The organism is Mycobacterium neglectum, from assembly GCF_002591975.1.
In the GTDB taxonomy this organism is placed as follows: domain Bacteria; phylum Actinomycetota; class Actinomycetes; order Mycobacteriales; family Mycobacteriaceae; genus Mycobacterium; species Mycobacterium neglectum.
On sequence record NZ_NVQE01000072.1, the window covers coordinates 1 to 15,896 of the forward strand.

The following is a 15,896-nucleotide window of genomic DNA, read 5'->3' on the forward strand; positions in this document are numbered from 1 at the left end:
TGTTCGGTCTCAATTTAGTTGGCGGGCACTAACTGGTAACCGCCAATTTAAGTGAGACGGACTGTTGGTCGTGAGTCGCAATTTGGTTGGCGGTTCAGATCCGCCTGAACGTGCGGCGGGGGCTGTCTGGGGAGCGCAATTGTTCAGAAGCCGTACTTCTCCTTGCGAAGACGGAAGGCCGGCTCACCGCCTTCCATAACCGTCGTGATCTGACCCCGTACCGCCGCCACATCGATGGCACCTTGTTCCTTGATATGGCCGGCTGATTGATCGCCCGCGGTCAGATAGGCGCAGACCAAGACCAAATCGGCATCGCCGTTGACAACCAAGTTCGCGTTGTGGCTGGAAAAAACCAGCTGACGTCGATTCTTGGATAGCCAGATCTTGGAGACGATCTGCTGCACGGTGTCACTGTCGAGGTCGTCCTCGGGCTGGTCAATGATGAGCGGCGTACCGCTTTGCGAGAGCAGCGTCCTCAGTAGCGCCGAGGCCTGCTGGCCAGCCGACGCGGAGTCGAACGGGATGTACTCGCCTTCCTTCGCGCGATACTCGAAGTCTGGAAGATCAGACAACTCAGCCAGCGAGAGATCGAGCCAGCCGTCGGGAGTGAGCTTCGGAGTGAACCGCTTCTGGTCAGCGACGGTGAAGCCGAGCCTGGTCAGCGTGGGCGTCTGTTCCGAGCTGATCTCAGCGTCCGGTTCGAGCAAGGTCAGTGACTCAAGTTCCTCGAGCACGGTCTCCCACCTCGCCGTGGGGTCTGACTCCTTTGCGAGCTCATCGAAGAAGGTATCGACTTTGCTGGCGCGTACGTTCGAGCCCGCGATCAGCGCCTTGAACTTGGTCTGAGCCGCATCAAACCCGCGGCTCGCCGACAACGTCGCGCGGATCAAGCCATCCGAAGACGTTGCGAGCGCATCACATTCCGCTTTTAGGGCGCTCGTCCGTTCCTTCCGCGCTGCAGCCAGTTCAGCACGGAACTCGTTGTGTTTGTCGCCTGGTTTGCCGAGCGCGTCCCGGTCGGTGCGCTGGCGTTGGACAAGCTCGCGAGACGTACGCTGTTGCTCCTCGAGGTTGGCGAGTTCCGCCAACTTGGCCTCATGTGCGGAGGACCTCTCCTTCACTGCCCTGTACGCCTCGTCATACGCAGTCAGCTTGGCCGCCAATGCCTCGGAGGGCACTGTGACCGCACCGCCCGCTTCCATCAGCGTCCGGAAGTCAGTCTCGAGTCCACTGATTGTCGACCGCAACCGAGCCAGGGCGTCGCGCGTAGCGGTAAGGAGCGCGTTCGCTTCGACGGAGAGACTCGCAGGCGCTGATGCCGGCAGCGCAAGGTCACTTAGGGATGAGTCCAGGGAAGTAGCGAGGTCGGTGAGGCTTTCGTGGGCAACTTCGACATGCTGAAGCCAGCCAGTTCGAGCTGACCGCAGGTCGTCGTGTCCAGCCTTGCCGTCAAGGATCTGACGATCCACTTCGGATATGCCTGCGAGGCCGTCGCGCAGCGACTGCGCCTGTTCAGCCAGCGACCGGAGACGTAGGTCACCTCGTTCGATTTCGGCAGACAGATCTCGATGGCGCTGGAGGGTGCCGTAGTTCTCGCGTAGTCGGCCGACTACCTCTTGTCGCTTTCGACCGATCTCTGCGAGCTCACGTTGGATAGGCGAGGTAACGAATCGCAGAAGTTCATCGACTCGGATGGAGACGCTGCTTAACTGTTTCTGGCTATACGCCTGTATCGGCAGAAGACTCTGAATGGCTGCCTCTGTAGCCTTTTCGAACTGGCCTTCTCCAACCTTGAGCTGGATCAGCCCATCACTCGCGTTTCGACGAACGACGTGTGTAATCCCATTGATCACGCAGTGCACCTCGACGTGGGCGTCGTAAGGCTTGAGAGTTGCCTCAACAAGCTTGCGCTGACGCACCCGCGGATCTGCGACCTCGTCGTCCTCAGTAGCCCGGGCCGGCTGGTCGCATAGCGCCCAGCGGAGGTAGTCGAGCACCGTCGATTTGCCAGTACCACGTCCACCGATAAGCGCGGTGTACTGCGGGTTGAGCGCGACGTCCACGCGACCCATGAACTTGCTGTTCGACACCACGACACGTGAGACCCACACATTTGGCATTGCCGGGGCTACATGTGAGATTCGAGACTGGTGCGCCAAACATGCCTGACGGATCGCCTCGGCCGTAGGTTTTGCCCACTTGACCCAGGTTGCATGCTGTCCAAGAGTGGAGAAATCGGCTTTTCTGGCGTCGGAAGTCTGGAATAGCGCGAGGCGTTTAAAGCCCCAGTTGGCATCTCCGCCCTCAAGAATCCGCTTCTCGCCGGCGTACTTCTGCCGATCCAGCTCGGTGATCGGCTTATCGAGGTATCCGCCAACAGCAACCATGTCGCGGTACTTTGCCTGGAACGACTGCCTCAAGAGCGTCTTGTGGCCGTCTGGGGTGACGTTCGGCAGGATGATGTACCGCCCGCGAAGCCAGTCGTTCTTGTCCAGTTTCGCGTGGACGTCGTTGAGGTCGCCCGAGTCGGGCAGCACCACGGTCTGAGGGAGGGTATCGAGCCTCGCGTCGATCGGATCGAAATGAAGTGCCTTCAAGACGTCGTTAAGGCGATCCTCCGGAAAGTCTGCGTCGAGGATGAGAATCGCCTGGCACGGCACACTCAGCGTCAGTTCGAGGGCGGGAAACACCGTCAATTGTTCGCGGAGCGGCACCGGGGTGCTCTCCGAAGTCTGCTCTGCCGCAGCGGCTTTCTTGATGAACGGGAAGAGGGCAAAGTCGTGATGATCCGAGATGGCGACCGCGTTGAGGCCATTCGAGCGGGCCGCCGAAACGAATGAAGCTGCCCAAGCGTCACGCTCAGCTACCGCGGGGCGATGTCCGTCCCACTGCGTATCGCGCGGGGTATGGACCTGGAAATCTGCACGATAAAAATGGCCGCCGTTGTCGGCCAACTCGATTGCTCTAGTGGACTCGGTAGCCATGACTACAGACTTGCCCTTCCTGGCTTCGGACTGTCGCTGTCGACAACCCCAAGCGCCCGCAGCAGTTTGGCATGGAGTGATGTGAGCAGCTGAGCAGAAATCAGCCTCACAGCTTCCACGCTCCCGGTACTGCACGCGCATAGTCGTCGACGCCTATGGCCTCGAAGTGTTGCTTGGCGGCCTTGATCTTGGCCGACTCGGAGGGACGAAGCTTCGAATCATCGAGGGTGCTCTTGGTTTCACGGATCATGTAGATCCGGTCTTCGCCTTCTTCGTGCTTGATGATCGCCCAATCGGGGTTGTACGGGCCGACCGGAGTGTCGATCTTGAACTTTGAAGGGAGCTTCATGAATAGCTTGATGTCCTCGCGTGAGTCAAGCAGCTCGGCGAACTGGCGCTCGACATCGGAGTCCAAGACCACATAGTCGAAGTCGGTCTTCTGGGTGTGCTTCACCCTGTACATCTGATCGAGGAAGCGCTCCTTCTCTTCCAATCCATCTTTCTGAAGCTCGCGAAGCTCGTAGATCGAGCCTGCGATTTTCTCGTACTGGATTCCCTCGACCACAATCTTGGCCAGCTCACTTTGCAGCGCACGCTTTGTCATTGCGATGAAATCGTTTGGGTTGCCAATGAACTCGCCTAGCCGGCCGCTGCCGATCAGGATGTCGACGATGGTCTTACGGGTCAGGGATGTCTCCTCCTGTAGTTCCGTGATGATGTCGGGCAGGTCGTAGCTGCCTTTGAGATCAGCTGAACGCGTGCCGAGTTCCTCGCCCTTGGCGCCTCCTCGAAGCACTTTGACGCCGGCCCGGGTGACCTGGATGCGCAGCGCCTCGATATCAGGAGAACTCCTGATCGCGGCGATCGCGTTCTCGACGATCTTGTCGCGGTTGATGCGCACACGGTAGGTCGTCTTCTGGCTGATTGTCTCCCAGAATTGTTCGAATTCCGGTGTCGCATAGAGATGTTTGTTGAGCGCGCGCGGTTGACGTTTGCTCACCGGCTTGACGTACTTGCCGATGTGCGCGCGTCCGACTAAGTCGATGATTACCCCCTCAGCCCAGGCGGTGTCGACCGGTAGGTCGAGGCTAAAGCCGAGCTGGTTCGGCTGGAACTTCGAGGTGACGGCGCCTTCCGTGTCGATGAAGCCTTTGCCCTTGAGGTGTTCCCATACGAGGAGGGAGCGCTGGTAGCCGAACTGGTCGTCGGTGAGGGCCCCGTTCTCGTCCTGCCACGGGATTTTCGAGAACTCAGCCTTGCGTACCCGGCCGATCTCGACTCCGGCGTCCTTGTACTCCTTCTGGAGCGCATCCGCGAACTTCGTGTAAGACTCGTTCGCCACCACCGTCAGCGTCGCTATCCCACGGTCAGCGACACGCGCATAGCCGTCCTCGGTCTTCGCGACAGGAAGACGCAGGCCGCGTCCGAGCGTCTGACGGCGTTCAGTTTCGGCCCCCATCTCGCGCAAGGTGCAGATTTGGAAGACATTCGGATTGTCCCAGCCCTCACGTAGGGCGGAGTGGCTGAAGATGAACCGCACCGGCTCGTTCTCATCGAGCAGCCGCTCCTTCTGCTGCATGATGAGTTCGTAGGCATCGTCATCGGCTTTCGTCGTACCGGACGAGTCCTGGAAGGTTGTTGCCTTGCCGCGCTTGATCTGAGAGAAGTAGGCGCGGCGAAGCTCGCTCGGTGCCTGCGGGAGCAATTCCTGGTAGCGCGCAGATCTAGCCCGTTCCTCGATGAAAACCTCATCGAACCAGGTCACGAAGTCGCCGTTTGCATCATCGTTGTTGGTTCCATCGCCCAGGTAGCTGGCGACCTTGTCGACGAAGAAGAGGCTGAGCACCTTGATGCACCTGGTACGTAGCATCGACTCCTTGCGCAGGTGCTCGCGGATAGTCTCGCGAATCATCTCCTTGTAGATCGCGCCGGTCGATGCGCCAATGGTCTCGCCTTCATGGAGGAAGCCGTGCGTGGTGAGGTCGACGTAGGCGGGCTGGATGCTCATTTCGTTGATGCGCCAGCCTTCGTAGATCGGGTTTCCGGTGATGCGCGCGTCCGATAGTTCCTGGTGCTGCTTCACGCTCACGACGCGACGCTCGAGCGGGCCGTCGGCTCTGCGGCAGGACAGCTCTAGCCGGGCCGACCAGGACGGCTCGCGCCTCACCTCGACGAGCTTGATGTATGGCGTCGCGTCCGCGCCTTGCTGCTGAACCTCAGCAACGACGATTTGCTTCACCAGCCCCAGATCATGGGCGTCGACCGGGTCTAGCCGGTAGACTACATTGCGCTGCTTCTTGTGGGTCGCGCTGTAGCGCAACGTGAAGACGGGGGCCAGTTCGCCTACGGCTGACTGCGAGAGCCGCGACTCCATGTTTTGTGGCTCGTCCATAATGACGACCGGATGAGTCGCCTTCAGATAGTCGATTGGCCGCAGGCCGTTCAGCTTGTCTCGGGTTTGATGGATGATGCGCGTGTTCGCGTTGCCGCGGATTGAGTCGATCGTCATGATCAGGATCTGCACGTTCGTCGACGTCGCGAACGGCTGCACTTCCTCGGCGCTCTTGCCGCTGTAGATCGAAGCATCGAAGGTGATGCCCTGCGGCGTGTAGAGCTTTTTGAAATGCTCCTGCATTAGCCGGACGCTCGTGCTCACACCCTCCCGGATCGCAACGCTAGGCACGAGGATCACGAATTTGGTGAAGTTGTATCTGACGGCCAGGTCGAAGATCGTGCGCAAGTACACGTAGGTCTTGCCGGTACCCGTCTCCATCTCAATGTCGAAGTCAAGCGCTTCTTCATAGAGCTTGGTTGCAACCTCGAGGCCGTTCCGATCCTGCACACGCTGCAGGTTCGCGAGGATTAGGTCGCGGTCGAGCACGAGGCTGTTGCCAACTGCACCGATCTCTTGCGCTAGGTCAATTTCGAGCTCCGCTTGATCCGAGTCAGGCAGCGCCGCTGCGCCGCGTAACGTCGTGACAAGCTTCTCTGCGTCCTTTGGCTGCCCGTCGAACAGGTCGACCACGGACGCGATCGCACCCAGCTGGTAGGGCTGACTGGCGTCGAACTGAAACCCTGACCCGCTCATCACGTCGTCCAGAGCTCAATGCCCTTGCTCTTTGCGAGCTGGACCAAGTTGGTCTTGAGTTCGTCATCGCCCTGGAAGGCATCTTCGAGAACAATGATTCGAGTCGGGGACGCGTCGACAAGGGCGCGGAGCTGATCGAGCGTCGGTTTGATGTGCTCGTTCAAGTACGCGAGCACCGCGACGTCGCCGTCACGGTCACGAACGAGTCGGACATCGAGTCCATCCACCGCGGCCGCCGCGACAGTCTCGGTCAGCGAATAGCCCTGCTTGAGCAGGATCTCGGTCAGCAGCTCATCGGTCGTCGCGTCGTCAGTCGCGCTGTCGCGGAGACTCAGCAGGTGCTGCTGGAGCGCGTCCTTCTCTACATCGCTGGAGAGCTGCCACTTTGAGAAGTTCGTGTCCGTGAGGCTGTAGGACTTGAAACCAACATCAACTGATTGCCCCCTCAGTTCGGCCTTAATTGCGTCTCCGGCGAGCTGGATGCGGCGACGCGCTATGTCCGAGATGGTCATGTAGTCCTGCTGGCGCGCCTCAGACTTCTCCGGGGTCGGCTCTGGCAACTGCACACAGATGAACTGTCTGGCCAAGCCATCCTCCATATTCTGGGCCAAAACCGCATGAGCTGTCGTCCCTGATCCAGCGAAGAAGTCCAAGACGATGTCGTCTTTATCTGTCGCTAAGAACACACACTGTCTGATCAGCTCCATCGGTTTGGGAAACTCTAAAATACCTCCCATCCCGATTTTGCCCGCTTCAACCGTTCCCTGCTCGCTAATAAATTTAGTATCAGTCCATATTGACTTAGCTTTCGTTGTACTCTTCCTAGACTTTTCATAGATATTCCAACCGCCGTCCCGTTTTTGCTTCGCCCACGCCGCTCTTGGATTACCATCAATCCCTTCCCTTAGTAACTTCTCTTTCCCCCACCGCCAACAACTATCACCACCCTCGCTGTTGCGCGGGAACACCTCGACATTGAATTCATCGGTTTGGTTTAGCGAAATAAGGGCCAGTCCGTCTTCTGCAACGCTGTTGGCATCCACATAAATTGGGTAGAAAAGGTTCGGCCTGTTGTGTCGTCCAAATTTGGGATTTCTGTTTCGTAACTCCCATAGGTCATAGCCCCCATGTTTGTCAGTGTACGGAAGTGACCTGTCAGCCTTTTCTAGCTCACCGAGTGAACCATCTTCTGATTTGTAATAGACCAGCAAATATTCATGGCACTTAGCAATCTCTTTGTACGTCTGACCCCGCTTGTTGGATTGAATTATCACCTGCGCCAAGAAGTTGTTCTCGCCAAATATTTCATCGCAAAGCTTCTTTAGGTTCGTTTGCTCGTTGTCATCGATCGAGATGAAGATCACGCCGTCGTGAGTCAAAAGATTGCGCGCAAGCTTGAGTCGCGGATACATCATGTTGAGCCAGTTGGAGTGGTAGCGGCCCTCGGTCTCAGCGTTGGTCGAGACCTTTTTTCCCTCTTCGTTGACCTGGCGCGTCCACTCCAGGTAGGTCTCAAGTCCCTCCTTGTAGTTGTCCGGGTAAACGAAGTCCTTGCCGGTGTTATATGGGGGATCGATGTAAATCAGTTTGATTTTGGCGTGGTAATGCTTTTGCAGGATCTTGAGCACCTCGAGGTTGTCACCCTCAATGAAGACGTTCTTGGTGGTGTCCCACTCCTTCGAGTTCTCGAAGTCAGGTTTCAGCGTCGCCGCTGTCGGCTCCTGCGCGGCGCGCAGCGCACGCTTCTTGCCTGGCCAGAACAGACCGTAGCGCTCACTGGTGTCGGCCGCGTCACCGTCGAGCAGTTCCTTGAGTTTCGCAACGTCAACCTTGCCGTCGGCGATGACCTCGGGAATCAAATCGGCAAGCTGAGCGGCGAGCTCCGTCTGGAAGTTCGGAGTGGTGGGTGGTGTTTCGTAGATCTCGTCATTCATTCAGGCGATTCTCTTTCATGTTTGCAGCGATTGCTTCGGGTACGCGAATGCCGCTGGTCTATTTGGCTATCCGCCAACGAATCGTGAAGAGGTGCTCCGTGTCCTGGGTTCCTTGGAGCGACTGCTCGATAAGTTCGAGGTAGTTGTCGGCCTCAGCGCGGAGCTTCTTGCGTGCCTCACGAAAGTCCTCATCGGCTTGCTCGGCGCGTATCTCCCATTTTCGCGCTTCCTTTTTGAGCCGCAGCTGTTCCATTGGATCGTCGGCCTGCCGCGCCAACTTGCGGGCTTCCTTCTCCTTGGCTCGGTAGTTACGGATCGCGCCCTCGTGCTCGGCCTTGCGGTCCTGCTGGTTGCGGTAGAGCAGCTCCTCCTGCTCGTCGTAGTAGCGGGAGTTGCGGCCCTGGACCTCCTTCTCCAGCTCAGCCCGGCGCGCGTCGAGGTGCGGCGTGAAGCGGTTCTCGTCGATCACCACGGCCTGCTCACCGACCTCGATGCAGGTCAAGTCAAGGATGTCCGCGACGTACTCCTCGTCGAGCCAGCGCCCGGCGTCGGTTAAGGCGCCGGCGATCATGTAGGACTCTGAGACATCTTCGTCGCGTGCCTTCATGCGGAAGGTCGCAAGGCTGACGGCCAGCTCACCGCTGGTGCCCTCAAGTGCTCGAATTGCGCTGCTGACGCGCTCCGACTGACCGAGTGAGAACCTCAGCTCACGTGCCGGGGTGTAGTGAGTCTTCGAGGTATTGACGACGTGCTGGCCGAGCGGGCTCGCGTAGCGGTACTGGTGGGCGTTGTCGAGCGGCTGCGACTTGAAGAAGTAGCGTCCTGTCGGCGCGTCCCCTACGGGCGACTCGTTCAGTACGAAGGTGCGCCCGTCGCCTTCGAAAGTAGCGAACCGATCCAGCTCGTGTCGTGTCACCGCGAGCAGCAGGTGCTCGAACTTGTTCAGCACCTCGACGGACTGCGTGTCATACGCCTTGAGGCGGTCCTGCACGTGCGGGTCGAGGTTGTCGAAGACCTTGGCCTTGGCGCTGGCCATCTCGCGGGAGATCTCGCTCGCGTACTGGCCCTCAAGGTTCCTGAATGCGGCATCCAGCTCCTCGGCAGTCTTGCAACGGGTGAGGATGTCGCTGATCGTCTTCTCGAAGTCCAGGCCATCCTCGATCGCGCCGAGCACTTCGTCGCTCGCGCCGAAGACGCTGGAGAACAGCTGGAACTTATTCGTCAGCAGTTCCAGGATGCGCTGCTCGGCGATGTTGCCCTTGTTTGAGAAGTTCACAACCACGACGTTGTGCTTCTGCCCGAATCGGTGCACGCGGCCGATGCGCTGCTCCACGCGTTGTGGGTTCCAGGGTAGGTCGTAATTGACGAGCATCGAGCAGAACTGCAGGTTAATGCCCTCAGCTGCAGCCTCAGTCGCGATCATGATCGTGCCGTCGGTGCGGAAGTAATCGACGAGTGCCTTGCGTCGGTCCACAGCAGCGATGCCGGTAATCAAGTCGCCGTCCTGGTTGGCCTTGAGCCAGGCTTGGTAGATCGCCGTCTGCTCAGGCAAGTTGTTCGAACCGTTGAACAGCACGAGCCCATCACCGCGACTAGCTTCTCGGAGGGAGCGCGCAATGTACTCCTGCGTCTTGGTCGAGTCGGTGAAGATGATCGCCTTCTCGGGAGCGCCCAGCTCGCGAAGCCGCTCGAAGCCAAGGTCAAGCGCTTCGCCGAGCTTGACCGCCTTCTGGTTCTCCGTGATCGAGCGAGCAAGCGCTGCATACCCCCGCAGCTCAGCAACCTCGGCCCTCATCGCCTGCAGAAGCGACTCACCCAGCGGCATCGACGAAGCGCTGGAGCCAGGCTTGGCCTCGATCTCCTCGGCCTCTTCCTGCTCCTCGCTGGTGATCTCATCATCGACAGCGAAGTCCGCCGCCACTAGGCCGCCACGTCCGTCGCGGCGCTGCCCGGCTGCGACCTCATCCGCCAGGCGGTTCGCGATATTCTCAAGCGTGCTGGCGACGGCGTAAGTTGATGATCCGAGGCGCTTGCGGATGATCAGGGCGGAGAGGTGACGCTGCGACCCGGCGAAGGCGAATAGCTCGTCACGCTGCAAGTAATCGTTCACCAGGTCATAAAGGCACACCTCGTCAGCGGACGGCGTGAACTCGACCGTCAGCGGTAGCCGCTTGGTGAAGTGGATGTACTTGTCCGCGTCGCGCCGGAGCGTGCGCTTCGAGACCATCGCGACACGCTCAACGAGGTCGTCATCGCCACCGATGTCGCGGTTCTTGACATACCGCTCCCGAAACGCGTCGAGCGAGTAGAAGTAGCCAGGGTCGAAGATCGACACCAGCCCGTACAGTTCCTCAAGCTTGTTCTGCAGCGGTGTCGCCGTGAGCAGCACGGTCTTGTGGGCGCCCTGCACGATATGCGCCACTGCTTCCGCGGCCTTGGTCTTGCCCGTCCAGTAGTTCCGCAGCCGGTGCGCCTCATCCGCGACCACGAGATCCCACGCCTTGAGCAGGGAGGTCTCGTGGCGGAGCGCGAACTCGTAGGAGCAGATCAGCACTTGCGACGAGCGGCCACCTGCCTGGTCGATTAGTGCGTCCTTCGACTTGGGATCGAGGATCGCAGACGGGATCAAGAACTTCTCGTACAACTCCTGTTGCCATTGCTGCCGCAAGCTCGACGGCGCAACGATCAGGATGCTGCGACGACGCTCCGCCCAGTACTGCGAGATGACGATGCCCGCTTCGATCGTCTTCCCGAGGCCCACCTCATCAGCGAGGATCACGCCGGGCAGGTACGGGGTCTGCAACGCGAACAAGGCGGCGTCGATCTGGTGCGGCTTGGGCTCCACCTGTGCATCGAAGAGCAGGCCGGCGAGTTTGCCGACGTGCTCGTTCGCGTAGCTGCGCTGCAACTCGTGCGCGTAGTACTTGGCTTGATGGTCAGTGAGGCGACGGGTCATCGATTCCTCCTGACCCAACGATCGTCAGCAAACTCTGAAAAGGGCGATTGGGCACAGCAGTCTGCGCTCGCGCCGCACCCCGCAAGCTGTTCGCCTCAAACGAGGTGCTCATGGTTGGACCTCTACAGGCTCCTGAATAAATCGCAGGATGCTGTAGTACGTGTCGCGCATTGGCACTCCGTAGATGCGGGCGTCTCGCCGGCGTGCGGTCAGATGCGAAATCGTCGTCCACACCCGGTTGGTTGCTCGCCACGAGTCTGCATCGTCGCGAGCGGGAATGATCTTCTCGACTTCTCGTGCGACCAGCGAGCTGCGCCAAGCTGAATCGGTGTCAGGATCAGTTGCTGCGCAGAGAAATCCGGGCAAGCACAGCAGTCGAGCGATCTTGACGTGCTCAGGATAGGTCAGCGCATCGACGGCCCCGATGCCGAATTCATTTCTGCGGCGGTCGATCTCGCTAGCACCGATGATGGCCGGGCTGGCACATTCTCGACCAATCAGCATGGGCAGGGAATCGTGCAGGACATCCCGAGCAGCAAGGTGCCGCCGAAAGTGCCTTTCCGCGGCGACAGCGGGGGAGTAGCCGTGCAGATCAATCTGCGGGGAGCCCAACCATCGCCTGTGCCGTGCACAAACTAGCCCGATGCCGGTGAGTTTCCCTCGGGCGGGCTCGCCACTGGTGCAGCGAAGGCACAAAATGCGCTCGGTGACTTCCTGATCGAGGACATAGTCAGGAGCCGTGAAGCGCTCGGCCGATATGCCAGCAAGATCCAGCCATGCCTGGAGGCGAGCGGGATCACGCCGGTTCTTGGATTTCACGGCACCGCGCTCGCGCAATGCGCGGTCGATATCGGAGGGCCTGCAGTGGTTTCGGGCAGCGTGGCGCCGGATGTAAGAGTCCAGGCTCTCGCCGTGATATCGACGCGTGCGAACTGGGAGGGGAGCGATTCTCATTCGGCCCTCTTCAACGGCACTGGGGTCGCCCTCTCCTCGGCCACCGTCCGCGCAGCAGCCTCCTCAGCCGCAAAATCGGTAGACGTCATATCGAGCAGCTTCCTATTGACTAGCTCCTCGCCGCTGAGAATTGCCGCGATTGCTGAGTCGTTCAGTAAGGCTCGAAGTGACCCGATCGAACCTCCGGTGCGGTCGTAGAGGTAGGTCGCCTCAGTTTCGAGAGATCCGGCGGCATGGCGTCCGAGTGGTAGAAGGGCTTCGACACCGAGGACCAGTTCAGTCCACTTGTCCCGTTGCGCCTTTGTTCCGTACTCGTACTTCCGCATCTGGTGGACGGCCATCCGGCCTTTCAGTTGGCGACCCATGTGCCCGGCGAACAAGTCGGCTTGAAGGAGGTCGATGCCGGTGTAGATGAACGTCGCGTCGAGTCTCTCGGAGAAGACCTTCAACGCCGACGCGGCTTCGCTACCAGCCTGATGGTTGGTCTTGAGGTTATGCACCTCGTCCACGAGTACCAACGACACTGACAGGTTCCGCATCACCCCCACTATTTGCTCTGTAAGGTCTTGCGCGGTCGACTTATTCGGGACCAGTAGGCCGAGGAAGTTAGCGAATGCCAGCATCATCATCTTCGGGGTGGTCCCAGGTGGGACCACGGTGTAGACCACAGGGGCGAAGCCGTCGTCGTAGCGGTTGAATTTGGCACGCATCACCCGCTCGTAACGACGACCTATAAGCAAAGCGGCCGTTGACTTCCCGCGGCCGGCAGACCCGGTGATAGCGAGACCACGCCGCGCGGTGGCCGACTCCGCGGAGTTCCTCGCCATCAGTATGCGAGTCTGGTGTGTCAGCGCCTCTGTATCTGGGGTTTCCAGTACGACATCCGCCCCTAACCAGGCAAATCGTTGCTGATCGTAGGACTCTTTCTCGGCAGGGGAGAGGCCGCTGATCTGCTTCATATCGAGGTGTTCGGGCTCGACATTTCGGCGGTTGACGAACTCCCGCCATGCAGTCAGCGAATCAGGTACGGCCACGGCTAGTCCTCGTCATCGTCGTCGATGCGGCGAGCTGCCCGACGCCGCGAGGTGTCACCGGCCGCTTTGATCGCGGAGACGCTGGCCAGGGGTTCTTCCGCCCCGTCTGGATCAGTCTGCTCGGCGGTGGGGGATAGCGGCGGCACGACCGGTCTGTTCACGCTGTCACGTTTGGCGGCTCGTTGTTCCTTTACCGTGCGGGCACCACCGGTTTGGATACGGCTGATCTCGGCAAGGACATCAACACCGGTGGGGCTCTCGCCCCGCTTCTGCACTGCCTTGCGCGCAGCTCGAAGGACGTCGAGGGAGAACGGCGCCAGCGCCTGCTTCGCGAGGCTCCACTCAGCCTCGATCCACTCGCCCCGGAAATGGTCACGAACGAAGATGGACTGCAGCCGATATGGGTCGTACCGAACTTCCCATCCGCCGTTTGCCGGCAGCGGTAAACCGCTCTTGACCCCACGGTAGGGATGTAGGGCGGGATGGTCGTAGTGCAAGCTCTCGAAGTTGATGCCGTAGCCCTGGATCGTCCGGTAGGTCACGGGCAGCAGGCCGATGTAATCGTCTCGATCAAGGGCAACGTTGACGGTCGGCGCGACTGAGGCCAATGCCGAGTACGCCTCGTTGGGCGTGAGATCCTTCTTCGGCATTGCCGGATGACGTAATCCAGGGTGTGGCTTGTTCTGCCAGACTGCGACGATCCAGAGGTCAAGAAGATTCTGCAGCTCGGCTAGTGTCCACATCGCTTCCGAATCGGGAGCCGTGCCGCGCTTGACGACGTTCGGTCCGACGTAGCCTGCGAGGTATTGGGTGAAGCCGCTGTTTATAGCGGCGAAAACTCGCTCCACATGGGGCTTGTCGGTGGGAGTGCGGGGAGCGGCCTTGGTGACGCTGATCTGCAGGCGTTCACACGCATTGAGAAACGTCGATCCGACGTACACCTTGCCTCGGTCGACGGTGATCGACTCGGGGACGATAAGAGGCTTGGCGGCCACGCTGGCCCGAATCTCCTCGTTGCCTTCGATCATCCCGGCCGGGAGAATTGAACGCGAGAAACTCACCGATCGGCTCCAGCCGGGTTGCATCGGGAGGGGAGTCAGCGCTCGCGCGAGAAGCACTGCCGCGTCAACGCTTTTGGTGGCCACCGGCCTCAGAATCGCCGAGCACAATGTCCGGGTGGCGACGTCGAGCATCAGCGTGAGATCCACGCGTCCCGCCGACCCGTCCGGATATATGACCATCAGGTCCATCGGTGTGCTGTCGACTTCGGTCAGTTCGCCTGGCCGTGACGGAGCTTGACGACCCCATGTGCGGTCTGGACGGTTTGCTTGTGTGCGCCGAGTTGTCGCATTGCCGAATGGATGCCGAGACTTCTCGAGGTTCTCCACCGCGCGATACAGGGTGGACCGTGAAGGCAGCGGGAGGCCGAGCTGGGCGGCTTCCAAGCTGACCTGCTTGATGACGCGGGAGCGGGTTCCGGTCGAGGCATTTGTTTGCCCCTTTACCGCGTCTTCGAGCAGGGAAACCACTGCCGGGTCAATCCGTCCGGTAGGTGAGGACTGGCGCTGCATCCGTCCGTCGACCAACCCGGCCACACCGTCCTGTCGGTATGCCTTGATATACCGTTCCAGACTCCTGTGTCCGACAGGGGTTTTGGCTGCCTCCAACTCGGATACCTTCGCGGCAAGGCGGTCCTTCAGTGGAAGTTTCGAGTCGTACTCACGGCGTATTGGCATCGACGAATGTTCATCGAGCCCGTCGAGCTCCGCGGGGAGCCTACCGGTTAGCACTTCAATAATGTGGCGGCGAAGGAACAGTACGCGTTCGCGGGCAACAGAATCCAACGTCTCTAGCACTGCGGCCGAATCAAGTCGAGGTAGGCGGTCGGGGACGTCAGGAAGGAAGCTCTCGTCGCCGAGGAGTTCCGCCACGCCGATCTTCCGGATCCGGCCCGAAACTAGTTCTTTCAGCGCCAGTTGCGGCCCATCCTGCGCGACGACCTGCCATGTCTGTCCGTCGTAACTCAGCAAGTCGAAGAGCCGTACCGCCTTCATGCCCACACCTCGCTGGACATCGAGAGCGGTCGGGTCAGGTCCGCGGACAGCTTTCTGCGCCATATCAGGTGCAGCACATTTGCGGTGGTGAGTTCGACGCTCCGTCCTGTGCGCGCGCTGGCTACGCCAAGACCAACCCCAAGTGGCACCGGAGTCGCGAAACAGTGCTTGATCGACTCTTGGACCACCGCCGGGGGAGCATTGCGGCCCTGCCGATATCCGGCAAGCCAGCGCAGGTTGTGGGCGAGCTCGGGAGGTAACCCGGTGAAGACCTCGTAGTGCCAGCCGATTTCGTCGCAGACTTTGCGTGTCAGGGCGGACTGCTCGGCGTGCTTCTCGGCTCCTTTTGGTGAGCGTACGTCGACCAGGCGACCGTCGCCGTTGGCAAGTCGAACGAAGAAGTCTGGTACGTGGTCGCGGTTGCCTTGTGTGTCCCGGGGCCAAAGCAGTGCGAGGGGCTGTGCTGCGATTGCGATGACGTCGGGTGCGTTGTCAGCCGCCAGGAGATACTCACGTTCGAGGAGCGACTCGAAGTCGACGTGACGGCGATTCGTGCTCGACCAATACAGGCCTTCGTAGTTTCGCTTGCCCGGCCAGGAGAAGAACTCGCGGATCGGGGTCGTGCGCTCAAGTCGCAGTGACCCGACGACGTGGGGTGACACAGGCAAGTTCTGAACGAAGCCGCCCACGCACGCCAACACTCGCGTCACGTCCGTGACGTTCCGTGGCAGGGAACGCAGGCGTGGAGCTGCCATCCCGACCTCCTTCGGTCATCGCAGGTGAGACTACGGCCGGGGTACGACATTAGCCGCCAGATTCACTGAGATATGCGTGACACACCGAAAACCGCCAGGTCAAATGCGAAACCCGCCAGATATACCGAGACAGGACA

The 15,896-nt window shown here is 60.0% G+C and carries 8 protein-coding genes; all 8 read right to left on the bottom strand.

Features of this window, described 5'->3' with window-relative positions; all coding sequences use genetic code 11:
- Positions 1-143 precede the first annotated feature (143 nt).
- Positions 144-2,984: a TrlF family AAA-like ATPase gene (locus CSQ99_RS29390; protein WP_099042506.1), complete on the bottom strand. Its 2,841-nt coding sequence runs from the start codon at positions 2,982-2,984 to the stop codon at positions 144-146.
- A 106-nt stretch (positions 2,985-3,090) separates the two neighbouring features.
- Positions 3,091-6,072, bottom strand: coding sequence for a restriction endonuclease (locus CSQ99_RS29395; RefSeq protein ID WP_176561285.1), 2,982 nt, complete (start codon positions 6,070-6,072; stop codon positions 3,091-3,093).
- On the bottom strand, positions 6,072-8,006 hold the full coding sequence (locus CSQ99_RS29400; protein ID WP_099042508.1) for a site-specific DNA-methyltransferase: 1,935 nt from the start codon (positions 8,004-8,006) through the stop codon (positions 6,072-6,074). The genes CSQ99_RS29395 and CSQ99_RS29400 overlap by 1 nt, the downstream gene beginning before the upstream one ends.
- 58 nt (positions 8,007-8,064) lie before the next feature.
- Positions 8,065-10,962 (bottom strand): SNF2-related protein, encoded by a 2,898-nt coding sequence (locus CSQ99_RS29405; protein ID WP_099042509.1) that lies wholly within the window; start codon positions 10,960-10,962, stop codon positions 8,065-8,067.
- 108 nt (positions 10,963-11,070) lie between these two features.
- Entirely contained in the window at positions 11,071-11,781 is a 711-nt protein-coding gene (locus CSQ99_RS31110) for a hypothetical protein (protein WP_245909155.1), read from the bottom strand.
- Positions 11,782-11,912: 131 nt separating this feature from the next.
- A complete protein-coding gene (locus tag CSQ99_RS29415) occupies positions 11,913-12,950 on the bottom strand; it encodes an ATP-binding protein (RefSeq protein ID WP_099042510.1) in 1,038 nt (345 codons plus the stop codon).
- A 2-nt stretch (positions 12,951-12,952) separates the two neighbouring features.
- Positions 12,953-15,004, bottom strand: a complete 2,052-nt coding sequence (locus CSQ99_RS29420; RefSeq protein ID WP_099042513.1) for a Mu transposase C-terminal domain-containing protein — start codon at positions 15,002-15,004, stop codon at positions 12,953-12,955.
- Positions 15,001-15,759 carry a TnsA-like heteromeric transposase endonuclease subunit gene (locus CSQ99_RS29425; protein WP_099042511.1) on the bottom strand — a complete coding sequence of 253 codons (759 nt, stop codon included), beginning with the start codon at positions 15,757-15,759 and terminating at the stop codon, positions 15,001-15,003. The genes CSQ99_RS29420 and CSQ99_RS29425 overlap by 4 nt, the downstream gene beginning before the upstream one ends.
- Between the last annotated feature and the right edge of the window lie 137 nt (positions 15,760-15,896).